At 27.4% G+C, this 21,693-nt stretch carries 24 protein-coding genes; 7 read left to right on the forward strand and 17 right to left on the reverse strand.

Annotated features, from left to right (window positions below):
- Nucleotides 1–69 precede the first annotated feature (69 nt).
- Nucleotides 70–1,539 carry an aminoacyl-histidine dipeptidase gene (locus LXD69_RS11240; RefSeq protein ID WP_246915449.1) on the forward strand — a complete coding sequence of 490 codons (1,470 nt, stop codon included), beginning with the start codon at nucleotides 70–72 and terminating at the stop codon, nucleotides 1,537–1,539.
- Between the two features lie 92 nt (nucleotides 1,540–1,631).
- Here LXD69_RS11240 and LXD69_RS11245 read toward each other — a convergent pair whose 3' ends face one another.
- Nucleotides 1,632–2,390, reverse strand: coding sequence for a DUF6263 family protein (locus LXD69_RS11245; protein ID WP_246915451.1), 759 nt, complete (start codon nucleotides 2,388–2,390; stop codon nucleotides 1,632–1,634).
- Between the two features lie 190 nt (nucleotides 2,391–2,580).
- On the opposite strand from LXD69_RS11245, the gene LXD69_RS11250 reads away from it, so the two are divergent.
- Both LXD69_RS11250 and LXD69_RS11255 read left to right on the forward strand, forming a co-directional pair.
- Complete coding sequence (locus LXD69_RS11250; RefSeq protein WP_246915453.1) at nucleotides 2,581–3,612, forward strand: hypothetical protein; 1,032 nt, start codon at nucleotides 2,581–2,583, stop codon at nucleotides 3,610–3,612.
- The gene (locus tag LXD69_RS11255) at nucleotides 3,572–5,887 is read left to right on the forward strand and encodes a hypothetical protein (RefSeq protein ID WP_246915455.1); all 2,316 of its coding nucleotides are present in this window, start codon (nucleotides 3,572–3,574) and stop codon (nucleotides 5,885–5,887) included. The genes LXD69_RS11250 and LXD69_RS11255 overlap by 41 nt, the downstream gene beginning before the upstream one ends.
- 54 nt (nucleotides 5,888–5,941) lie before the next feature.
- On the opposite strand, the gene gloA2 is transcribed toward LXD69_RS11255, so the two are convergent.
- From gloA2 to LXD69_RS11275, 4 genes are all read right to left on the reverse strand, one after another.
- Nucleotides 5,942–6,325, reverse strand: a complete 384-nt coding sequence (gene gloA2 / locus LXD69_RS11260; protein WP_246915457.1) for an SMU1112c/YaeR family gloxylase I-like metalloprotein — start codon at nucleotides 6,323–6,325, stop codon at nucleotides 5,942–5,944.
- A 110-nt stretch (nucleotides 6,326–6,435) separates the two neighbouring features.
- Nucleotides 6,436–6,981: a PepSY-associated TM helix domain-containing protein gene (locus LXD69_RS11265; protein WP_045966657.1), complete on the reverse strand. Its 546-nt coding sequence runs from the start codon at nucleotides 6,979–6,981 to the stop codon at nucleotides 6,436–6,438.
- Between the two features lie 13 nt (nucleotides 6,982–6,994).
- A complete protein-coding gene (locus tag LXD69_RS11270; RefSeq protein ID WP_246915459.1) occupies nucleotides 6,995–8,113 on the reverse strand; it encodes a PepSY-associated TM helix domain-containing protein in 1,119 nt (372 codons plus the stop codon).
- 58 nt (nucleotides 8,114–8,171) lie between these two features.
- Nucleotides 8,172–10,337, reverse strand: coding sequence for a TonB-dependent siderophore receptor (locus LXD69_RS11275; RefSeq protein ID WP_246915461.1), 2,166 nt, complete (start codon nucleotides 10,335–10,337; stop codon nucleotides 8,172–8,174).
- A gap of 189 nt (nucleotides 10,338–10,526) precedes the next feature.
- Here LXD69_RS11275 and prfA point away from each other — a divergent pair, with 189 nt between their 5' ends.
- Together prfA and LXD69_RS11285 are read left to right on the forward strand one after the other, a co-directional pair.
- Nucleotides 10,527–11,600, forward strand: coding sequence for a peptide chain release factor 1 (gene prfA, locus LXD69_RS11280; protein ID WP_045967437.1), 1,074 nt, complete (start codon nucleotides 10,527–10,529; stop codon nucleotides 11,598–11,600).
- Nucleotides 11,601–11,673: 73 nt separating this feature from the next.
- Complete coding sequence (locus LXD69_RS11285; RefSeq protein WP_246915463.1) at nucleotides 11,674–12,972, forward strand: DUF5723 family protein; 1,299 nt, start codon at nucleotides 11,674–11,676, stop codon at nucleotides 12,970–12,972.
- Between the two features lie 72 nt (nucleotides 12,973–13,044).
- On the opposite strand, the gene LXD69_RS11290 is transcribed toward LXD69_RS11285, so the two are convergent.
- From LXD69_RS11290 to LXD69_RS11345, 12 genes are all read right to left on the reverse strand, one after another.
- The gene (locus LXD69_RS11290) at nucleotides 13,045–13,695 is read right to left on the reverse strand and encodes a hypothetical protein (RefSeq protein WP_246915465.1); all 651 of its coding nucleotides are present in this window, start codon (nucleotides 13,693–13,695) and stop codon (nucleotides 13,045–13,047) included.
- Nucleotides 13,696–13,801: 106 nt separating this feature from the next.
- A complete protein-coding gene (locus LXD69_RS11295) occupies nucleotides 13,802–14,338 on the reverse strand; it encodes a putative porin (RefSeq protein ID WP_246915467.1) in 537 nt (178 codons plus the stop codon).
- Nucleotides 14,339–14,348: 10 nt separating this feature from the next.
- A complete protein-coding gene (locus LXD69_RS11300) occupies nucleotides 14,349–14,681 on the reverse strand; it encodes a hypothetical protein (protein ID WP_045966667.1) in 333 nt (110 codons plus the stop codon).
- On the reverse strand, nucleotides 14,665–15,048 hold the full coding sequence (locus LXD69_RS11305) for a phage holin family protein (protein WP_246915469.1): 384 nt from the start codon (nucleotides 15,046–15,048) through the stop codon (nucleotides 14,665–14,667). The genes LXD69_RS11300 and LXD69_RS11305 overlap by 17 nt, the downstream gene beginning before the upstream one ends.
- A complete protein-coding gene (locus tag LXD69_RS11310; RefSeq protein WP_045966669.1) occupies nucleotides 15,048–15,314 on the reverse strand; it encodes a YtxH domain-containing protein in 267 nt (88 codons plus the stop codon). The genes LXD69_RS11305 and LXD69_RS11310 overlap by 1 nt, the downstream gene beginning before the upstream one ends.
- A 13-nt stretch (nucleotides 15,315–15,327) precedes the next feature.
- Nucleotides 15,328–15,483 carry a lmo0937 family membrane protein gene (locus tag LXD69_RS11315; RefSeq protein ID WP_246915471.1) on the reverse strand — a complete coding sequence of 52 codons (156 nt, stop codon included), beginning with the start codon at nucleotides 15,481–15,483 and terminating at the stop codon, nucleotides 15,328–15,330.
- Between the two features lie 31 nt (nucleotides 15,484–15,514).
- Nucleotides 15,515–16,144, reverse strand: coding sequence for a porin family protein (locus LXD69_RS11320; protein WP_082084283.1), 630 nt, complete (start codon nucleotides 16,142–16,144; stop codon nucleotides 15,515–15,517).
- A gap of 194 nt (nucleotides 16,145–16,338) precedes the next feature.
- A complete protein-coding gene (locus LXD69_RS11325; protein WP_045966672.1) occupies nucleotides 16,339–16,890 on the reverse strand; it encodes a DUF4142 domain-containing protein in 552 nt (183 codons plus the stop codon).
- Nucleotides 16,891–17,057: 167 nt separating this feature from the next.
- Nucleotides 17,058–18,827, reverse strand: coding sequence for a sensor histidine kinase (locus tag LXD69_RS11330; protein ID WP_246915473.1), 1,770 nt, complete (start codon nucleotides 18,825–18,827; stop codon nucleotides 17,058–17,060).
- The gene (locus LXD69_RS11335; RefSeq protein ID WP_045966676.1) at nucleotides 18,827–19,276 is read right to left on the reverse strand and encodes a response regulator; all 450 of its coding nucleotides are present in this window, start codon (nucleotides 19,274–19,276) and stop codon (nucleotides 18,827–18,829) included. The genes LXD69_RS11330 and LXD69_RS11335 overlap by 1 nt, the downstream gene beginning before the upstream one ends.
- Nucleotides 19,277–19,290: 14 nt before the next feature.
- Nucleotides 19,291–19,854, reverse strand: coding sequence for a helix-turn-helix domain-containing protein (locus LXD69_RS11340; RefSeq protein ID WP_246915475.1), 564 nt, complete (start codon nucleotides 19,852–19,854; stop codon nucleotides 19,291–19,293).
- Between the two features lie 168 nt (nucleotides 19,855–20,022).
- Nucleotides 20,023–20,223: a hypothetical protein gene (locus LXD69_RS11345; protein ID WP_246915477.1), complete on the reverse strand. Its 201-nt coding sequence runs from the start codon at nucleotides 20,221–20,223 to the stop codon at nucleotides 20,023–20,025.
- Nucleotides 20,224–20,356: 133 nt separating this feature from the next.
- Between LXD69_RS11345 and pyrF the strand changes: the two genes are divergently transcribed.
- Together pyrF and LXD69_RS11355 are read left to right on the forward strand one after the other, a co-directional pair.
- The gene (pyrF, locus tag LXD69_RS11350; RefSeq protein ID WP_246915479.1) at nucleotides 20,357–21,187 is read left to right on the forward strand and encodes an orotidine-5'-phosphate decarboxylase; all 831 of its coding nucleotides are present in this window, start codon (nucleotides 20,357–20,359) and stop codon (nucleotides 21,185–21,187) included.
- 4 nt (nucleotides 21,188–21,191) lie between these two features.
- Nucleotides 21,192–21,692 (forward strand): hypothetical protein, encoded by a 501-nt coding sequence (locus tag LXD69_RS11355; RefSeq protein WP_246915481.1) that lies wholly within the window; start codon nucleotides 21,192–21,194, stop codon nucleotides 21,690–21,692.
- Nucleotide 21,693 lies beyond the last annotated feature (1 nt).

The following is a 21,693-nucleotide window of genomic DNA, read 5'->3' on the forward strand; positions in this document are numbered from 1 at the left end:
AAATCATTTATTAAAGAATTTAAACTTTGTAACTTTGGCACTTTATAACTTTTGAAACTATAAAACACAATGAGCCAAGAAGTAAGAAACCTTGAACCAAAAGCCCTTTGGAACAAATTTGCCGATTTAAATGCTGTACCACGTCCATCTAAAAAAGAAGAGCGAGTAATTGCCTTTATGATGGAATTTGGTCAAAAATTAGGCTTTAAAACTATAAAAGATCATGTTGGAAATGTTATTATAAAAAAACCAGCTACATCAGGAATGGAAAACAGAAAAACCATAGTAATGCAATCACATTTAGATATGGTACATCAAAAAAATAACGATACTGTTTTTGATTTTGATACACAGGGTATTGAAATGTATGTAGATGGAGATTGGGTTAGAGCAAAAGGGACAACACTTGGAGCAGATAATGGATTAGGAGTAGCTACTATTATGGCTATTTTAGAAAGCACAGATATTCCTCATCCAGCTATAGAAGCATTGTTTACTATTGATGAAGAAACAGGAATGACAGGAGCAATGGGCTTACAAGGAGGAATGCTTGAAGGTCAGATTTTATTGAATTTAGACACAGAAGAAGATGATGAAATAGATATAGGATGTGCAGGTGGAGTAGATGTAACGGCTGTTGCCGAATATGATGAAGAAGATACTCCTGAAGGAGCGGTTGGATATACAATTACTGTAAAAGGATTGAATGGAGGACATTCAGGAATGGATATTCATAAAGGTTTAGGAAATGCAAACAAGATCATGAACCGTTTGTTATTTGATGGATTTGATGATTTCGGATTGCAAATAGCTTCGATTAATGGTGGAAGTTTACGAAATGCAATTCCTAGAGAGAGTGTAGCTGAAGTTGTAATTGCTAATGTATATGATGAAGCATTTGTATTTGATATGCAAGATGTTATCAACGAAATAAAAACAGAATTAAAAACAACAGAACCAAATCTTCAAATTGTAATTGAAAAATCGGTTACAACACCCAAAAAAGTAATGCCACCTATGGCTCAATACTTTTTAGTACGTGCTTTGTACACTGCTCACAATGGAGTTTATAGAATGAGTGCTGATTTTGATAACTTAGTAGAAACATCAAATAATATTGCAAAAGTAATTGTAGGAGAAGGAAAATTAAGTATTCAGTGTTTAACACGTTCGTCTGTTGAAACAGCTAAGTTTGATTTAGCAAACTCATTGCGTTCAGCATTTGAATTAATGGGTTGTGAAGTAGAATTTTCAGGAAGTTATCCTGGTTGGACACCGAATGCTAACTCTGAAATTTTAGATGTTTTATCTTCAATTTACGAAAAACAAAATGGAACAAAAGCAGATGTTGTTGCTTGTCATGCAGGATTAGAATGTGGTATTTTAGGCACTAATTATCCTGATATGGATATGATTTCTTTTGGACCAACTATAAAAGGAGCTCACAGTCCAGATGAAAGAGCAAGTATTTCTTCTGCCCAAAAATATTGGAAATTTGTATTAGAAATTTTAGCAAATATTCCGGAAAAAAATAAGTAAAGAAGAGAGAGTAGTATATAAAAACCTCGTTTGTAATGAACGAGGTTTTTTTATTAGGATTTTGAAAGTAATTAAACTACTTAGCGAATAAATTACTTTTTATAATAGGTATTAGTCACTTTTCCACCTGTTTGTAAATTCATTTCTAAAGTTCCTTTTAATAAAGTACAATCTTTCTTATTTAAAATATATTCACCTGCAACATTATTTTGTTCTAATAATCCAGGTACTCCATCTATTACAGCGTTTACTGAAATGATTATTTTATCTTCAGTTATATCTTTAATTGTGTATGTCGATTTTGTTTTTGTCTTTGTTAAAGGGTTTGTTTTTTCATCTTCCCATTTGCTATTAATAGTTACTTTATCTTTAGGAAACACTAATTGAATGTTGCTAATATCAACAATAGCATCAGAAGCACCACTACCATCTGTATTATAAAAAGGTTTTACAATATTTCCTTTTTCATCAATAAGAATTTCAAATGTTGAATCCAAAGTATTTTTAAATTCATAATGCATACTTTTTTCATCACTAGTCATTAAAGATTCGTCTTTGTTTGAATCATATTCTTCAATTTCGCCAAACATTTTAGTTTCAGATTTAATATTAAGAACATTAGTAGTATAGGTATATACATTTTTGGCATCTTTTGCAGACACTTTAAAACGAGCTATTACTGTACTTTTCATACTCATCTGTTCATTTCCTTTAGTTTCTATCTCAGAAACAATAGTTTGTTCATCACCAACTTTTTGATTAAGAGTTAATATTATTTCTTCCTTATTTTGCGAACAGCTAATAAAAAATGCGATTACAGAGAAAAATGTTAATTGTTTAATTGCTTTCATTTAGATTTGTTTTAATTGTAAATATACTATTTTCGAGTACATTGAAAATAATTTTTTTTAACAATAAAGAAGATTATCATTATTTGAATGTTTAATATTTAGTTTAATTTTTAATTTTTTGTTTAAAAATAACTCAAAGAAATATAATTTTATGCAGAATTTGCGTTGTACTAAAAATGGTTATCTTCAAATGAAAAAATCTTTATTATTAATCCTATTTATCTTAGTTTTTCAATCGTGTTCTAAGTCTAATAAGGTTGAAAATGTGGAACATGCTTTTTATTATTGGAAATCTGATAATTGGCGTTTATCAGAAAATGAAAAAAAAATTATTGATTCGCAAAATGTATCCAAGTTATACGTTAAGTTTTTTGAAGTAGAACACAATGATTTAATGGGAAATATTCCTGTTTCAAAAAATAATTTGTCTATTTATTCTAAAGAAAATTATTCAATCATTCCATGTGTTTATATTCGAAATGAAGTTTTTCTGAAAAGTAAAAAAGAAGAACTTGATATTTTAGCAGATAATATTATTTTTTTAATCAATAAAAAGAAGGAAGAGCATTTAAGAGATGTAGAAGAAATTAATGAAATTCAAATGGATTGTGATTGGACTCTTAAATCAAAAGAGAATTATTTTTATTTTTTAACTAAACTAAAGCAAATTTATAAGAAGAAGATAAGTTGTACACTTCGTCTGTATCCTTATAAATATCCTGAAAAAATGGGAATTCCTCCAGTTGATAAAGCTACATTAATGTGTTACAATTTAATAAATCCATTAGAAGATAAATCTAAAAACTCTATTTTAGATACTAATGAATTGAGTAAATATTTAAACAAAAATAGAAAATATCCATTACATTTAGATATAGCTTTACCTGTTTATTCATGGATGCAGTTATTTCAGAATAATGAATTTACTAAAGTTATTTATACTGATTTTGAAAAAATTAAACCCATTTTAAAACCAGTAAAGCCTTTATGGTTTGAAGTTACAAAAGATATAACCATAGCAGATGTTTATTTGCGAATAGGTGATAAAATAAAATATGATGAAATCACAGCAAAAGAAATAAAAAAAGCTATTGAAATTATCAAAAAAAACGTGAATTTTGACAAACAAACAACAATATCATTATTCCACCTTGATGAAGAACAATTAAAACAATATTCAAATGAAGAAATCTCTAGTTTTTATTCTCTTTTTACTGAATAGTCTTTCTATTCCAGTTTTTGCATGCGGATTTTATCCTTATGGAGAAGATATCCGATTTTGCTTTTCAAAACCTAATAATTTTGCTTTATATAGTTTTTCCGAATTTGATTATTCGTCAGATTTATTCTATCCTAACAGTGAATTATTTAGAACAAGTGAAGAAAACCCAAACAATGTATTTTGGCACAACTACTGTAAAGGTAAAGTAAATTATGATGCTATTGAAGAATGTGTATATAGTATTCCTTTGGAACAATTCAATAATAAATCGGCAAATAAAATGTTGCAATATTTTTATTTAACAAACGATTTAGAAGCTCTTGAATATTTAAAATTTGCAAAACAATGTGAAGTTTTTAATGCTATTTATAATGATCCTTGGGAAAGAAATGAATCGGTTTCGATTCCTGAAAGGGGAAAAATGATTCAGTTAGCAGAAAAGCAAGCACAAAAAGTTAAAAATACCGAATTACAAAAGAGATATGCATTTTTAGCCATTCGATTAGCCTATTATAATGGACAAACAAAAGATATAGTTCGATTATTTGACTCTCATTTCTCAGATGCGAAACAGAAAGATCTTGTTTATTATTGGAGTTTATATTTTAGAGCCATTACAGAGTCAAACAAAGCGTTACAAAGCTATTATGCCGCTCAGGTTTTTGTAAATGCACCTGACAAACGTTTTGCTGTTTTTTATACTTTTGATAAAACAATTGCTATAAAAAACATCTTATCCTATGCTAAAACTAATGAAGAAAAAGCAAATATATATGCTTTAGCAGCAATTAGGAAACATGATCAAGCTTTAGAGTATATCGAAAAAGTATCTGAATTAGATGCTTCAAATGTAACATTACCGTTTTTGTTATTGCGAGAAGTAAATAAACTCGAAGATTGGGTTTTTACACCTTATTTTTCACTTTATGATCCATCTGTCAACAGTTTAAATAATAACGAAAAATACAGTAACGAATTTTCTTTGAATGCTATCCAATCAAGAATTATAAAAGACAGGCAATATGCTAAAAAAGTATTAGAATTTGCTAGTAAAGTAAAACTTAAAAAAATAAGTAACCCTACAGATTGGAATGTTTTAAAAGTTCAATTGTTATTTATAACAGAAGATTTTGAAACGTGTTTGAAAGAGATTTCAGATTTAGAGAAGACATCCTTAGATAAAGAGTCTCAAATATATAATCAATTACAGCTTACAAAAGCATTATGTTTGGTTTCTAAAGAAAAACAAGGAAGCGCAAAAATTTCAAATGAAATTCATGATATAATAGTAAAAAATAAGTCTAATTCTCAGTTTATTTTTGCAATAGGAAGACTATTAGAATATAAAGGAAACAAAATTGATGCTGCGTTACTATTTTCAACATTACAAGGTAACGTAACTTGGAAATCGTCAAAAAACAAAACAAGATCTTATGTAGATTATTTTTATGATTATTTTCAATATATTAATGTAATGTACTCAGTTGATGAGGTTAAAAGCTTAATTGCAGATATTGAAGAAAATAGTAAATCAAAAGATGCTTTTTCAAATTGGAAATATAGTTTCATTAAAAATGAAATCCCTAGATTATATGATTTAGTAGGAACACAATACATTAGGAAAAATAATTTAGAGAAAGCATTAGTTTATTTTAATAAAGTAGATAATAAACAATGGGATAATTATTATGGCTTATGGCAAAGAATGGATAATAATGGTAATTATTTTGATGAAAATCCGTTTTATACATTAAAATATACTCCCGATTTTATAAAGAAAAAAGAAAATTTTCAGTTAAATAAAAAAACAGTAACAGCAAAACTGATTGAATACATAGAAAAAGCAGAAAAGACAAACAATAAAGATTATTACTATTTTCTAGTGGCTAATTGTTATTATAATATGACTATTCATGGTAATGCATGGATGATGCGTCGTTTTGGGGTTTCTGCTTATGATGTAGAACCTTATCCTGAAGATGAGGCTGAATTTAGAAATGGCTTTTTGGCTAAAAAATATTATCAATTAGCTTTTAAAAATGCAAAAGATAATAAATTTAAAGCACTTTGTTTACGAATGATAGGACGATGCGAATCTTTCGAAATTATGAATGAGAGTCCGAACATTGATTATAGAGAGAAAAATGCATATAACGATTCTATTTTTAAATTGAATAAAACCTATAAAAAATTAAAAGATGAATATCCAAATTATTATGAAGATTTAATTTATGGATGTACAGCTTTTGAAGATTATTTTAAGGCTAAGAAGTAAAAAAACTCATATAACAAACGCAAAGACCTCGTTTATAATTTTATAAACGAGGTCTTATTTTTCATAAAATTCAATAGGTAAATTATCAGGATCAGTAATGAAAGTGAAACGTTTATGAGTAAATTCATCAATTCGAATAGGTTCGATATAAATGTTACTATTTTTAAGATGATTGATGATTAGTTCTAAATTGTCAACTTCAAAAGCCAAATGTCTCAATCCTGTAGCTTCAGGTTTAGATATTCTTTCTGGTGGATTTGGGAAAGAAAAAAGCTCAATGCAGTATTTTCCGTTTAATGCTAAATCAAGTTTGTAAGATTCTCGTTCTTTTCTATATATTTCTCTAACTATTTTTAAACCAAGTATATTTACATAAAAATATTTTGAAGCTTCATAGTCGGAACAAATAATAGCTGTGTGATGAATTTGATTTAACATTTGCTTTGGGAATAGGAGTGTTTGGAGATTGAATGAATCAAAATCCAAATATAAAAAAATCCTCAATAGTATTAACAATTGAGGATATTAGAAATGTTTATAATTTTTTTTTACGAAAGTATTAAAAACAAAATTGGAAACACAATTCCAGCTAAAGCGAGTTTCCAACCACGTCTCTTAAATGTATGTTTACCATGTTTAACCATCATTGCTCCAGAAATAGCGATAAAGATTAAAGATAAACCAAAAATATCAGAGAAATAAATCCACCAGTTTGAAGTGTTCTTATGGAGAAACATAGCCTGATTTATTATAGGTGTTTTAATAAAAGAGATAATCTCACCTTTTCCGGTTTCTATATCAATCTCTACCTCAGTATTTTCAAATTGAATTTTAAATGTTCCTTTTCTAATATTATGTCTTTTAACTTTATCCGTAATTTTTAATTCGGTTGTTATTTTTTGTGCATAATCATCATTAAAATTCTTTTCATCGGGTAATGCAACTTGAATTTCTTTTGTTTCTAAAGTATATTTTTCAGGATGCCAATCATTTCTATGATTCATTAATATTCCAGAAAATGCAAAAGAAATGATTAATCCTACATAGAAATAACCAAAATCACGATGTAGATTTCTTAAATTCAATTTTTTCATATATCAATTTATGTTACTTATATTTTTTTCCCCACCAAATTAAAAAACCAGTAATGGGTAAACTTGCAATTAATAAACTAATTAAAAAAGCGAATATTTTTCCAGGTAAACCAATAATTGCACCTGTATGAATGTCATAGTTCATGCGTAATAATTTATCGGCAAATTTAGCTTTTGATAATCGGCCGTAAATATGCGAAACATTTTTCTCTTCTAATGTATATTGATCAAAATATCGATAATCGGTTTGCCAATAAGTGCCATCACCTATATTTGCATTTGCTGCAATAGGTGAAGTATCTGTTTCTACAGGATGTACTTCAATAGATTTTGCATTTGGATATTCTTCTTGCATAATTAAAAAGACTTTGTCTAAAGGATATTCTATCGCTTTTTTATCAATAGATTTTATAGAAATAGGTTCTTCATATAACAATGATTTTTCACCTCCAACAACTGTATAATAGCAATATGCAAACCATGGAAATCCCCAAACTAAACCTGTAATAGCAAAAATTAATGCAATAGCCATTACATAAAACCCTGTTATGTTGTGTAAATCATAATTTTTTCTCTTCCATTTTATTCCTTCTTTCCATCTAAACCAAAAACGTTGTTTAGCTGCTTTTCTATTTTTAGGATACCAAAGAATGAAGCCACTTATAATAATAAGTATAAAAATTAAGGTTGCAGAAGCAATTATTGTTTGTCCGATTTCATGAGGAAGCCATAAATAGAAATGTCCATCTAAGATAAATCTAAAAAAACCAGAAAATTCATCAACTGTTTTTAAAACTTCTCCAGTATAAGGATTTATGTAGCAAATATCATAGTAAAGAGGATCATCATTGTAAAAAATAGCTTCGGCAGCAACATTTGATTCTCTATATTGAATGGCGTGCAAATGTTTATTAGGAAGTTCTTGTTTTGCGATTTTTTCTATTTGAGATGGAGGAATATATGGTTTGTTTTGTTTTTCTACAAAGCGATAATCTTCGGTAAGATTTAAAATTTCTTCTTGAAAAGCATATAAACAACCAGTTACTGCTATTATAAAAACAATAATCCCCGATGCTAATCCAAGCCAAAGATGAATTTGTCTGATGATTTTTTTAAGATTTTTCTTTTTCATTTTTAAACGATAAAAACTCCTCATCTAAAATGAGGAGTTTGATTAAAACTAAAATAAATTAAAATTTATAGGTTAACCCTGCTGTTAATGTTCGTAACTGTTGAGGCGTAACGGTTGACCAACCTGAATAATATTTTTCATTAAGAATATTGTTTAATTTTAATGTTATATTAAACTGATTAGAATCATACGATAAAGCCGAATTTAAAATGGTATAACTTGGTATTTCAAAAGTTCCAATGTTTGCTCTATTTAAAGTTTTGTTTTTGCTGGCATGGTTTTGACCTAAACCAAATCCAAATCCTTTTAAAGTTCCTTTTGTAATAGTATAACTTGCCCAAAAATTTATTAAGGTTTCAGGTCCGGATTCTTCAGGTCTAAGTCCAATATATCCATCAGCAAGATTTCCTTTTGTATATTTTGCTTTGTTATTACTAATTCCTAAAATCATATTTAAACCATCAATTGGATTTGCAATGATACTTACTTCTACACCTTTACTTTCAATCTCTTCCCCTTGAATGGAATTGTTAATATTATCAGGATCGGTCATTACTCTATCTTTTACATTAATATTGTAATAACTTACTGTAGCTGAAATTTTATCTTTTAATAAATTTGTTTTTACACCTACTTCAATTTGATTTGCATGTTCTGGATCAAAAGTTTTTAATCTAGGATTTGAACCATCAATGTTTGAAACTTCTTTAGGAGATATGTTTGTAAACCCGTTCATGTAGTTCGCAAAAAGGGAAACTTTGTCTAAAACAGGTTGATAAACTAAACCAAATTTTGGAGATATTGCAGTTTGTCCATTTACTTCTTCATCAATAAAATAAGCTGTTTTCCCTTTGAAATGATCTATTCTAACACTAGCCATTACAGATAGTTTTTGAGTAATATTTATTAAATCAGAAACGTAAGCGCTATAGACTTCATTTTCTGCATTAGAATTTCCATCAAAAGAATCTATTAATAAGTTGTCAACACCAGCTCTAGTTAAATCACCAGTATCATTTCCATCATGAAGTGTAACAACACCGTTAGAAACCCAACCTGTGCTTCCGTTTTTAATGCTCGATTTATAATAATCTAATCCAGCAACTAATCTATTTCTAAATTTCCCAATTTTAAAGTCTCCTATGAAGTTTTGTTGAATATCTGTTGTATAAGTTTCTCCATTTCTTTTAGATATTGATCTTCCAAAAGCAGTTCCGTTTGAAGCATCAAATAAATATGAATAATAACCATCAGTTTTAGTGTTTCCTCTTGAAAGAACGGTTTGTGAAGTCCAATTTTTAGATAATTTATATACCATTTGTGCCTGAATACTAAAAGTAGGATTGCTAATTGTTAATTCATTTGAAGTAAACGATTTCTTATAATTTTTTTCGAATAAAGAAATGTCATTAAAAGAAAGTGGAGCATATCTACTTAAGAAAAGCATTGGTGCATTTGCAGATTCTCTTTGTGTAAATTCAGTATTAATTAAAAAAGAGAGTTTATCATTTACAATATAGTTTAAAGATGGAGCAATAAAGAATGATTTATTAAATCCTGCATCTTGAAATGAATTCTGCTTTTGATAAGCTGCATTTACTCTTAATAAAACATTTTTTTCTTCATTAAGAGGTGTATTTATATCTACAGTTACTCTATCTGATCCATAAGTTCCAGAATTGTATCCTATTTCACCCCCAAAATGGTGTTTAGGTTTTTTAGTCACAATATTAATTAAACCACCATAAGAAATTAAACTACTGCCAAATAATGTTCCTGAAGGACCTTTTATAACTTCTATACTTTCAATATTTGCAGGATCAATGATTCCATTATTAAGTGCAGGAAAACCGTTAACCATTGTAGGTTGAACGCTAAATCCTCTCATTGTGTAAAATTCACCACCGTCGCCACCACGACCGGTTGATTCCCAAACCCTAGTTATTCCGGTTGCATTTTTTATAGCATCATTAAAATTTGTAGCAACTTGGTCTTTTAGCAAAGCAGCAGAGATAGAATTATAAACTTGTGGATTTTCTAATTCTTTTAAGTTCATTTTTGAAACAGTTGAACTAGTTTCCTTTGTGTATTTGATCTCTTTTTTACCTTCTATAATTACTTCTTTGAGTTGTTTAATCGTATCTGTTTCACGATTTTTTTTCTCTTGTGCATTTATTGTTTGAAGCACTATAAAAGCAGATAAGGTTAATAGTGTTTTATACATTTTTATTTAGATTTAATTAAAATAGTAGAGCAAAAATAAATAGTTTCTGGATATTCTCAAAACTTATTTAGACTAATTTTAAATAAAATAAAGTAACTATTTGATTAATAAGTAGTAAAAACTATAAATTAAGCATAAACAAGTAATTACTATTTTTGTTAACTTTGCAATCCAAAATAAATGACAGCTATGTTAGATAGATTACAATATGTAAAGCAACGTTTTGACGAGATATCGGATTTGATTATTCAGCCTGATGTTATTGCTGATCAGAAGCGTTATGTACAATTAAATAAAGAATATAAAGACCTCAAAGGATTAGTTGAAAAACGTGAAGAATATATAGTTCTTGATGGTAATATTAAAGAAGCTAATGAGATTATTGCAGATGGATCTGATGCTGAAATGGTTGAAATGGCTAAAATGCAACTTGAAGAAGCAAAAGAGCGTTTGCCACAATTAGAAGAGGAAATTAAATTTATGTTGATTCCTAAAGATCCTGAAGATGCTAAGAATGTAATGGTTGAAATTCGTGCTGGTACAGGAGGAGATGAGGCTTCTATTTTTGCAGGTGATTTATATAGAATGTATACTAAATATTGCGAATCTAGAAACTGGAGAACTTCTGTTGTAGATATGAATGAAGGAACTTCAGGTGGATTTAAAGAGGTTATTTTTGAAGTAACAGGTGAAGATGTTTATGGAACTTTAAAGTTTGAAGCAGGTGTTCATCGTGTTCAACGTGTTCCTCAAACAGAAACACAAGGACGTGTTCATACATCAGCCGCTACTGTTATGGTATTACCAGAAGCAGAAGAATTTGATGTACAAATTGATATGAATGATGTTCGTGTAGATTTTTTCTGTTCATCAGGACCAGGAGGACAATCTGTAAATACTACAAAATCAGCAGTGCGTTTAACGCATATTCCAACTGGTTTAGTAGCACAATGTCAGGATCAAAAATCGCAACATAAAAACAAAGACAAAGCATTAAATGTACTTCGTTCTCGTTTATATGAAATGGAGTTAGCTAAAAAAGAAGCTGAAGATGCTACAAAGAGAACATCGCAAGTGAGTAGTGGTGACCGCTCTGCAAAAATTAGAACTTATAATTATGCTCAAGGTCGTGTAACAGATCATAGAATTGGTTTAACATTGTATGATTTGGGTAATATTATGAATGGTGATATTCAAAAAATTGTTGAAGAATTACAGCTTGTTGCTAATACTGAAAAATTAAAAGAATCAGAAGTTTTTTAAAATAAAATACAGTATTTTTGAGGTTATAAACGTTTAGTTTATAACCTTTTTTGTTTTAAAAAATATTTATGATATGAAAAAATGTTTATTTGTATTTATTGTTTCTATTACGAGTTTTTATGGTTATTCACAATCTTTTTTTGGAACCCAATATGATAATTATTCAGGAATAAATAGTGTTATTTCTAATCCTTCAAATATTATAAATTCTCGTTTTAAAACAGATATTAATTTATCATCAGCTAGTTTATTTGCTGGAAACGATTACTATTCTGTGAAATTAGGAGATTTACTATCAAATGATTATGATTTTGAAAAACAATCAACAAAACACCCAAAGGCAAATAATAATTTTTATACTAATATTGATGCTCTAGGACCTTCTTTCATGGTGAATATTAATGATAAAAGTGCAGTTGCTTTCTTTTCAAGAGTAAGAGCCATTACTCATGTGAGTAAGATAAGTGGTTTGTTTTTAAATCAAATTCAAGATGAGGTTAATGAAGACTTTTATTTTGAAAATCAAAATTTTAGCGGAGCTTCAAATGCTTGGATTGAGTATGGATTAAGTTATGCTAGGGTTTTAATTGATAATGATACTCATAGTTTAAAAGGAGGAATATCAATTAAGTATTTAAATGGAATATCATCGGGTTATATAAAAGCTAGAAATTTATCTGTTAATTATGATTATACAGGTTTGGATGTAACAGATAGAACCACTACAACAGGAAATATAGAAACAGGAAATATTAGTAGTTTAAATGATTTTGATGATCCATTTGACAATAGAGGATCTGGTTTTGGAGTAGATCTAGGTGTTACATACGAACTGAAATCGAAGGATTTTGATGATTATTTATTGAAATTTGGATTATCGGTTACTGATTTAGGAAAGCTTAAATATAAAAATGCTACAAAGGTATATTATGATGCCAATGCTTCATACACAGATGCAGAGTTTGCTCTAAATGATGATTTTGATTCATATTATACAAGAATAAGTGAAAGTAAATCATTTAACGTTTCATTACCAAGTACTTTGCATTTAAATGCAGATTGGCATTTGAGTAAGAAATTCTTTTTAAATTTAAATTCGGATTTAAACCTTATAAGTGTTGATAATACAAATTCAAATTTTGTAAATAATACTTTTTCTTTAACACCAAGATTTGAAACTAAATGGTTGAGTATATATGCTCCTTTAAGTAGTGTTCAGAATTCAGGATTTCAAGCAGGTTTTGGTTTTAGAGCAGGACCATTATTAATTGGTTCAGGTTCGGTTGTTTCTGCTTTATTTGACGAAACGGATGCAATAGATGTCCATGTAGGATTAAAAATTCCTATTTATAAAGGAAGTAAGAATAATTAAAAATAAAAACAGCGAGAATTTTCTCGCTGTTTTTTGTCAATCAAAACTAAACCAATCACATATTACTAACTTTTACTCTTTTGCTTCAGCGTTTTCATCTGATTTTGCACCCATTCTATTAACAGTATACATTGGAGCAAATTTTATTTTTAAAGCGGCAATCTTTTTATTGTCTTCAGAAGATAAACCTTCATTCTCTACTGTATTCTTTCTAGTATCTAAAGCTTCATATAATAACTTAATTTCATCCCAATCTTCTCTAGAATAAGAATCTTTGTTTTTATCAACTGTAGTAACAAAACGTTCGTAGATTGCGGCAATATTATCTTTATTTACCCAGCTAAATGTTTTGTCTTTGCCTATTATTTCTTCTCCAAATAATGATTTTTTGAAGTTTTCTTCTTCTATTTCGGCTTTGTTCATTATTGCTTTAGCTTTGTATTCCTCATACTTTAAAGTTGATTCATTTAAAGTTGCTTCAACATCTGATTTATTTTCTAGCTCACTTGTTGCATTTTCGGCATTCATTTTTTTAACGTCATAGTTTGCTTGAATTTTATCCCAATCTTGAATTGTTTCGCTTGTTTCAATTGCACTAATAGAATCTACATACATTATATACTCATCTATTTTATTTTGTGCTATTTCCTGTTTTTCATTTTTACAAGAGGTTATTCCAATTGCAATTGTTGCAAATCCTAATATTACTTTTAAATTTTTCATGTTTTTAAATTTTAATTGTTAGTATTTCTTTTGTAAAGGTATTGTGGTTGTTAAACTTTTATGTTACATAATATTCTTAGAATGTTATATAATTTTAAATTAGCTATTAAAGTTTAAATCCGTAAGCTAATCGAAGTGCAATTTGTCCTAATCCTTTATCTAATGTATTGTTACTGATTGTTGGAAAATCAGGTAAATATTCATATCGAACACTTATATCAATGTATTTTGTTGCATAACCAAAAGTTGGGCTTAGCAATAATGATGTTTTATTATAATCATTTGTTACAGCAAAAGCAGCTCCTGCTTCTCCCATTACATAGAACTGATCTTTAAAAATAAAGGCTTTAAATCCAGCTTTTACAGGAATATATCCTAAATCATTATCATCGCCACTTACAAATAAATTGTTGAAACCTGTTGTTAAGGTTAGAGAATAGACTTTAGAAAAATCATATTGTAAACGAACGTCTCCACCAATATTTAAATCGTATGGTTCACTAAATGGATAACCAGCAGTTAAACCAAAACCTAATTTAAATTTTTGATCATAACTTTCAGAAGTACTCTTTTGTGAAAATGATTTTGAAGTTCCAATGAATACTAGCATTATTACTAGAATGCTTTTAATTAATTTTTTCATGATTACATTACTATTTATTTTCGACTTTATTTGTTATCAGGTTTGTTATTATATATTGTAGAACATTTCCTGATATTTTTTTAAATGGATTATTTGAATTCCCAAAAAGTACTTTCTTGGATATATAACCACCTAAAATTCCTAATGATGTTTTAAAAATATTTGTTTTGATTTCCGAATCGTGTTTTATTTCGTTGAACGTTTCTTTAATCAGGTTTATAGGTTTTAGGCTTTCGTATGTTATTTCAAACTGATTTTTTAATATAATAAAATCGGTTTCTTGCTTTGCTTTTAAAAGTTCAATTCTATTTGCTAGTTGAACTCTTTTATCTTTCTTTTTCATTTTCTTCAATTTTATTTTTTAGCAAAGTATTTATCATTAATTCGTTTATTGGATTCTCAATAGTTTTCTTCTTATACTTATATATAAGTAATCCTAAGAGTAAATAAACAAATGAAACGATTAAGAAACCGATGTAATATTCACCAATTAATTTTCCAATCCATAGGCTTATGCCAATATTGATAAAAAATAGAAAGAAGGCTACTAAAACTATAATTGCAATGTGTGATACTAAAACGGATATTGCTTCTGAAATTTTTTCAATTGCGCTTAGTTTTATAAGCTCAACACTTGTTTTGGTATAGTTTTCTGCTTTTTCAAATAGATTCTCTATTGCAGTAGCTTTATCTTCTATTTTTGTTTTCATTATTGCATTTTTTTAAGTTCGCTCTCTATTCTTGACTTTCCTTCTTCTATAATTGACTTTGCATTTTCTGAAACAGACTGATATTTTTCTTCCATTTCAAGCAGGAAAGAATCAAAATCTTCTTTTAGATTATCTTTCAAATCTTTTGACTTGTCTTTGATTTTTTTTCTTGTGTTTTTTCCTTTGTCTGGAGCAAAAAGTACACCTAATACAGCTCCTGCTGCTAATCCTCCAATTACTCCTAATACTACATTACTTGTTTTCATAATTTTTTATTTTTTAAATATTCTTACTTTTTTTAATTATTTTTAATAATACTGCTATTACTGCTATAACAAGTAGGATATGAATTAGATTTCCAAAACTTCCTACATATAATCCTAAGGCCCATAATATTACCAATATCACAGCGACCAGATACAAAATGTTTCCCATGATGTTACTTTTTAAATGTTACTATTGTTTTTTATAGACGAAAACCTACATACAAACTAAGTGCACTATTTTTTGCATCTGGAAAAGTGTAAGTTGTTCCACCAAAAGATTGTTCTTTACCAATAGTTTGTAAACCATAGTTGTATCGAACACCTATTGAAGCAGATTCAAAGTCAAATCCAACTCCACCAGATAAACCGTAATCAAATTTGTTTAAATCGTCATTACTAATGTTCTCTTCAAAGTCAAAAACGCCATTACTTGTTTCGTTTGTTGCTTTTCCATCAATTAAGTAAGCGACATAAGGTCCAAAATGAAGATTGAAGTTTCGGGTTACGTTTAATTTTAATAAAAGAGGTACTTCTAAATAGTTTAATTTTAATCGAGATGTACCAGATGCGAATGCATTGTCATAAACCAATTCGGCTCCTTTTCTAGAGAAGTTAAACTCTGGTTGAATAGATACCGCATCTGAAACAGGTAAATTTGCATAAAGACCCAGATTAAAACTGGTTAAAATATTATTGTCGTCAACTTCTTCCGCATATAAATTAGTAAAATTTACACCACCTTTAATTCCTACTGAAGGATTTTTTGTTTGCGCATTGGTAACATTTAAAAATGCAACACAAGCCATTCCTGTTAAAAATAATTTCTTCATTTTGTTTGATTTTTTTTTAAGTTACTATAATTTGTTTTTGTAGCTTTTCTTATACTACATTACAAAGGTGCAACTTATCTAAAGCTTTTGTGTTACATGATAATAAGAGAGATTTATACAATTCCCACATCTCTTATATTAGACATAAAAAAACTCCTTGTAAGAAAGGAGTTTGTTAAGATTTTAGGTTATATTTATTCAAGTCTCTGTTCTATTTTTTTCAGATTCTTATTTAGTATTGCAATTGTTTTTACTGAAAAAACTTTTAAATCTATGTTTGATGATGATTTTGTAATTGTCTCAAACGTATTGATTTCTTCTTTTAATGAACTTTCTAATTCGGATAAATAAATATAATCACGATTTGTATTTTCAGTTATTGTATCTAATTCTTCATTGATATCATAAAGTGTATCTGGAATTATAATTAAATTTTCTTTTGCAATTTTTTTTATCGATTTTTTAATTTCAATATGTTGCTTTTCTATGTCTTTTAATAAATGTTTTGTTGTAGTATTTAAATCTTTAGTTTGAGCAATGCTAGATAATTCAATTACTTTTAAATTAGATTCAACAACTTCAGTTAGTATTTGAGAATCAATTTTAGTATCAATATTTTGATTAATTAATTCAAGTATAGATTTGTTTTCGTCATTACTTTTCTTTACACATGATGCTACACTAAAAAAGGCTAGTAAAGTTAAAGCTAAGTAAAATGAAAAGATTCTGATTTTTAGCTTTTTCATTTTTATTTTATATTTATTACGAAACAAAGTTCTAAAAAACGGTTTGAAAAGATGTTATATAACTTTCCTTAAGTGTTATATAATTTTAATATAAATGTTTCTCTATAAATAAATATTGAAAAAAAAAGATTGAATTAATTGGAATATTTCAAACTCTAATATAATTTTTATTTAGGAAGATAAATAATAAACGTAGCGCCTTCATTTAGAACACCTTCTGCAAAAATGTAACCTTTATGATTTTCGACAATTTTTTTACAAATTGCTAAACCAACACCAGTTCCTGGAAATTCATTTTTACTATGTAATCTATTAAATAATAGGAATATTTTGTGTGCATAAGCTTGATCAAAACCTAATCCGTTATCAGTAAATATAATTTTGATATACTCTTTATTTGATGAGTCATTAAGTAAAGGTTCGTTTATGGCTTTTACTTTTTTAGAACGTATTGTTATTATTGGAGGAACATCCTTTTTCGCATATTTTAAAGAGTTGCCAATAATATTAATAAACAATTGTTGTAATTGAAATTTTACCGCTTTAATTGTGTGTAATTTTCCAATGTTAATAGTCGCTTTTTTCTCTTCGATGCTTTCAGATAATTCTATTTTACTTTCTTCAGCTATTTCATTAAGATTAATTTTGCTAAAGACCTTTTCAGAACGATTAGTTCTGGAATATTGTAATAAATCATCAATTAAAACACGCATTCTACTAGAAGCCTGTTTTATTTTTTCAAAGTATATTTTGCCAGATTCGGATAAGTTATCTTGTTCTTTTTCTGAAATTCTAGAAATAAAAGTCTGAATTTTTCGCAAAGGCTCTTGTAAATCATGACTGGCTACTTGATTAAATTCATTAAGTTCTTTATTATTTTGCTCCAGTTCTTTATTACGTTGTTTAATTAGTTCTTTTTTATTAAAATCATCAGTAATATCTTGAGTTGTTCCAATCATATTTTTATGACCTAAACTATCAATAAATATTTTACCAATTGTTCTGAAATGTCGTATTTCATTATTGTTTTTACGAATAATCCGATAATGAATTAATGGTAATGATTCATCTTTTAGAATGCTATCATTAGCTTCAATTAAAATATGTTTATCATCTGGATGAACAAACTCTAATAAATTAGCTATTGTAGGATTAAAAGATTGCGGTTCACAGCCTAAGAGACGAAATTTATTATCAGAATAAGAAAATTGGTGGTTTTCAAAATTGAGTACCCAACTTCCATAATTTCCTAAAATTTCTGCTTGTCTACTTGATTCGTCGAAAATTTTAAGTTCAATATTTTGCTTTATAAGTGATTTATAGTTTTTAATAATTCGTAAATAACCTAAAACTAAAATAAGAATTGAAATTAAAAATGATGAAAATATGATTAAAGGAGTATTTGAATTATTGTATTTGTAAATTTTCTCATGAACATATAAAAGCTTGTTTTCTAATGTAATCATTTTACTAACTTCACGTCTAATAGAATCCATTACAACTTTGCCTTCTTTAAAAATAGTATTAAATTCTCTTTGTGTTTTAAAATCTTTCTTAAAATAAGAGAATCGTTTATCAACAAGATTGTATATTTTTTTTAAGTGTTTTTGCTGATTTTGGTTATTTTTTGTGCTATTGTTTAATATTTCAAAAGAAATATTAATATTGTTTCGAGCATTAATATAAGGATCAAGATAAATAGAATCTCCACCTGTTATTACAAAACCTCTATGACCTGTTTCAGCATCTTTTATATAAGACATTAACTGTTCTAATTCTAATGAAATTTCATAAGTATTCATCAAAACAGCACTGGTTTTGTCTAAATCTTTAATATGTCTATACGTAATAGAAGCTAAAAGAATTAGAATAAATAGAGCAATTAGAAAAACAGCTCTAATAAAAGCGATTGATTTGAAGAATTTTGATTGGAACATTATAATATTCGTAATAAAAAATTTTCTTTATTTAATCCAGATGTGTGATATTGCCAATTCAATGTTACAACTTCATTTAAAACCTTCTTTAAAGTATTAAAATCGCTTGGTTTCTTAATATAAATATTTGCGCCTAATACAAAAGTATTTTCCACATCTTCATCAGAAGAAGAAGTAGAATAAATAGCAATGGCAATATCTTTAAACCTATCATTTTGTTTAATTTCTTTTAAACAATCAATACCAGATTTTATAGGCATATTTAAATCGAGAAAAATGATATTTGGCAAAACACTTTCAGGATTATTAAGAAAATCCATCAATTGTACACCATTATTTACTGTGTTAACAACAGTATTAATTTTTAATTCATCGAAAGCATCAGTAAAAAACAGTCTATCATCTTCATCATCATCGGCTAATGTTATTAGAATAAAATCTTTTTGCATATAAAATAATGGAATTAATTAATGTTTTGAGTTGTAATTTCGCGTCGTTTTGTTATAATTCTTTGAAACGCTGACGGAGTTATTCCAGTAGTGTTTTTAAATTGTGTACTTAAATGTGCAACACTAGAATAGTTTAATTTAAAAGCGATTTCAGTCAAAGTTAAATTATTATTTGTAATTAGCTGTTTTGCATATTCTATTTTTTGAATGATAATAAAATTTTCAATAGAAGTATAAGTTATTTCAGAAAACAAATTTGATAAATAACCATAGCTATGATCTAATTTCTCGGCTAAATACACTGAACTTTTTACATTAGGAACTTCTTCATTAAAAATCATTTCAACAATAGCATCTTTAATCTTTTGAACAATTATATTTTTTTGATTTTCAATAATTTCAAAACCATATTCCTTTAAAATTAAAGAGATAGCATCATATTTTTCAGATGAAATATTTTCTAAAAAAAGAACTTCATTTAAGTTAACTAAAGTATATTTAATATTAAACGTATTAAGTTTTTCTTCTAGAATTTTTTTAGCTAAAAAAGTAGTGTCAATTTTTAAAAAAAGTTTCATAAATGAGTGTTTAATGGTAAAGATAATGAATTGTTACTAATACTCTAGTTCGTTTAATTGAATTAAAAACGTAATATTTCTCTTTTATTTCATCTTAGTTTTAATTTATATCAATTATTAAATGAAAAAAAGTATAAATATAGAAATGAAATATTTCCAATTTTTAACTCATTGTAAAATTTTAAGGAATGATACACTATAATTTAAATTAGAACTTACACTAGTTTTTAATTCAATTGCAAAAGCAATAAGAAACATTTCAAAATAATTTACCTGTTTCGCATGTACAACTAAGTCATTAGTACAAGTCGATATGAATAATTTGAAAGCAGAAATAAAAGTGTTTTGAATAATACATATTGTTTTCATAATCTAAGGCTTTTATAATTCAAATGTATTGCAAGCAAGAACAAAACATGTTACAAAATTTCAATAGATATTTATACAATATTTAGTTAAGACGTTTAAACTTTGTAACTTTGCACTTTGTAAAGCAAAAACAATGACAACACAACAACTAATTAACCAAATTGAGTCTAAAAAATCGTTTTTATGTATTGGACTTGATGTTGATCTGAATAAAATTCCGCAACACCTTTTAGAAACAGAAGATCCTATTTTTGAATTTAATAAATCCATTATTGATGCCACACACGACTTGTGTGTATCTTATAAACCCAATACAGCATTTTATGAAGCGTATGGAATAAAAGGATGGAAATCACTTCAAAAAACAATTGAATATATTAATGAAAAACATCCTGAAATATTTACAATTGCCGATGCAAAACGTGGCGATATAGGAAACACTTCATCAATGTATGCAAAAGCATTTTTTGAAGACCTAGATTTTGATTCGGTTACAGTTGCACCTTATATGGGAAAAGATTCTGTAGAACCATTTTTAGCATTTGAAGGAAAACATACTATTATGTTAGCATTAACATCAAATGAAGGCGCTTTTGATTTTCAAACTCTTCAAACAGAAGGAATCCATGGAGAAACTAAAGAATTATATAAAACCGTTTTAGAAACATCAAAAACATGGAAAAATTCTGAAAATTTAATGTATGTTGTAGGAGCTACCAAAGCAGAATATTTTACTGAAATTAGAAAAATTGTACCAGATAGTTTTCTTTTAGTTCCAGGAGTAGGAGCACAAGGAGGAAGTTTATCAGAAGTTTGTAAATATGGAATGAACAAAAACATAGGATTACTTATCAATTCTTCAAGAGGAATTATATATGCTTCAAATGGTGTTGATTTTGCTCAGAAAGCCAGAATAGAAGCACTGAAATTGCAAAACGAAATGGAGCAAATCCTAACCCAATAAAAGAATGACAAAAAAAGATTTCTTTAGATTATTAATCAAGGTTTTCGGATTATATAATTTAGTAACTGTTTTGTTTTATTTTGTACCTCAAGTATTTTCTACTTATTTGTATGGTTTTGATTTATCCTATTTTTTAATGGTTCTAGGTAGTTTATTATTGATTATAGCTTTGTTTTTATTCTCTGTTTTTAATACAGATTTAATCATTAAAATATTAAAGTTAGATAAGAATTTTGATGATGATAAAATTATATTTGGTAATTTAAATTCATATTCAATTATTTTGATTTCTGTTTCAATGATTTCACTATTATTGATTGCTAACTCATTACCAAGCTTTTTATTTAGTATTCTTAATATATTTAAAAAAGAAGTTAGTACCTATGTTATAGCCAATAATGAAATTGATTATTTGGCACTAATAACAGACGGATTAAGTATTGTTTTAGGATACTTGTTCTTAACTAATAACAAAAGAATAGCTAAGTTTTTAGATAAAAATTAAT

Source organism: Flavobacterium sediminilitoris (genome assembly GCF_023008245.1).
Classification (GTDB): domain Bacteria; phylum Bacteroidota; class Bacteroidia; order Flavobacteriales; family Flavobacteriaceae; genus Flavobacterium; species Flavobacterium sediminilitoris.

Coding starts and splice junctions, on each gene's coding strand:
- LXD69_RS11355 (WP_246915481.1), top strand. CDS start 21,192: ATGACAAAAAAAGATTTCTTTAGATTATTAATCAAGGTTTTCGGATTA.
- LXD69_RS11290 (WP_246915465.1), bottom strand. CDS start 13,695: ATGAAAAATTTAAAAGTAATATTAGGATTTGCAACAATTGCAATTGGA.
- prfA (WP_045967437.1), top strand. CDS start 10,527: ATGTTAGATAGATTACAATATGTAAAGCAACGTTTTGACGAGATATCG.
- LXD69_RS11285 (WP_246915463.1), top strand. CDS start 11,674: ATGAAAAAATGTTTATTTGTATTTATTGTTTCTATTACGAGTTTTTAT.
- LXD69_RS11300 (WP_045966667.1), bottom strand. CDS start 14,681: ATGAAAAAGAAAGATAAAAGAGTTCAACTAGCAAATAGAATTGAACTT.
- LXD69_RS11295 (WP_246915467.1), bottom strand. CDS start 14,338: ATGAAAAAATTAATTAAAAGCATTCTAGTAATAATGCTAGTATTCATT.
- LXD69_RS11325 (WP_045966672.1), bottom strand. CDS start 16,890: ATGAAAAAGCTAAAAATCAGAATCTTTTCATTTTACTTAGCTTTAACT.
- LXD69_RS11335 (WP_045966676.1), bottom strand. CDS start 19,276: ATGCAAAAAGATTTTATTCTAATAACATTAGCCGATGATGATGAAGAT.
- LXD69_RS11255 (WP_246915455.1), top strand. CDS start 3,572: ATGAAGAAATCTCTAGTTTTTATTCTCTTTTTACTGAATAGTCTTTCT.
- LXD69_RS11315 (WP_246915471.1), bottom strand. CDS start 15,483: ATGGGAAACATTTTGTATCTGGTCGCTGTGATATTGGTAATATTATGG.
- gloA2 (WP_246915457.1), bottom strand. CDS start 6,325: ATGTTAAATCAAATTCATCACACAGCTATTATTTGTTCCGACTATGAA.
- LXD69_RS11265 (WP_045966657.1), bottom strand. CDS start 6,981: ATGAAAAAATTGAATTTAAGAAATCTACATCGTGATTTTGGTTATTTC.
- LXD69_RS11330 (WP_246915473.1), bottom strand. CDS start 18,827: ATGTTCCAATCAAAATTCTTCAAATCAATCGCTTTTATTAGAGCTGTT.
- LXD69_RS11340 (WP_246915475.1), bottom strand. CDS start 19,854: ATGAAACTTTTTTTAAAAATTGACACTACTTTTTTAGCTAAAAAAATT.
- LXD69_RS11250 (WP_246915453.1), top strand. CDS start 2,581: ATGAAAAAATCTTTATTATTAATCCTATTTATCTTAGTTTTTCAATCG.
- LXD69_RS11305 (WP_246915469.1), bottom strand. CDS start 15,048: ATGAAAACAAAAATAGAAGATAAAGCTACTGCAATAGAGAATCTATTT.
- LXD69_RS11275 (WP_246915461.1), bottom strand. CDS start 10,337: ATGTATAAAACACTATTAACCTTATCTGCTTTTATAGTGCTTCAAACA.
- LXD69_RS11270 (WP_246915459.1), bottom strand. CDS start 8,113: ATGAAAAAGAAAAATCTTAAAAAAATCATCAGACAAATTCATCTTTGG.
- LXD69_RS11245 (WP_246915451.1), bottom strand. CDS start 2,390: ATGAAAGCAATTAAACAATTAACATTTTTCTCTGTAATCGCATTTTTT.
- LXD69_RS11310 (WP_045966669.1), bottom strand. CDS start 15,314: ATGAAAACAAGTAATGTAGTATTAGGAGTAATTGGAGGATTAGCAGCA.
- LXD69_RS11320 (WP_082084283.1), bottom strand. CDS start 16,144: ATGAAGAAATTATTTTTAACAGGAATGGCTTGTGTTGCATTTTTAAAT.
- LXD69_RS11345 (WP_246915477.1), bottom strand. CDS start 20,223: ATGAAAACAATATGTATTATTCAAAACACTTTTATTTCTGCTTTCAAA.
- LXD69_RS11240 (WP_246915449.1), top strand. CDS start 70: ATGAGCCAAGAAGTAAGAAACCTTGAACCAAAAGCCCTTTGGAACAAA.
- pyrF (WP_246915479.1), top strand. CDS start 20,357: ATGACAACACAACAACTAATTAACCAAATTGAGTCTAAAAAATCGTTT.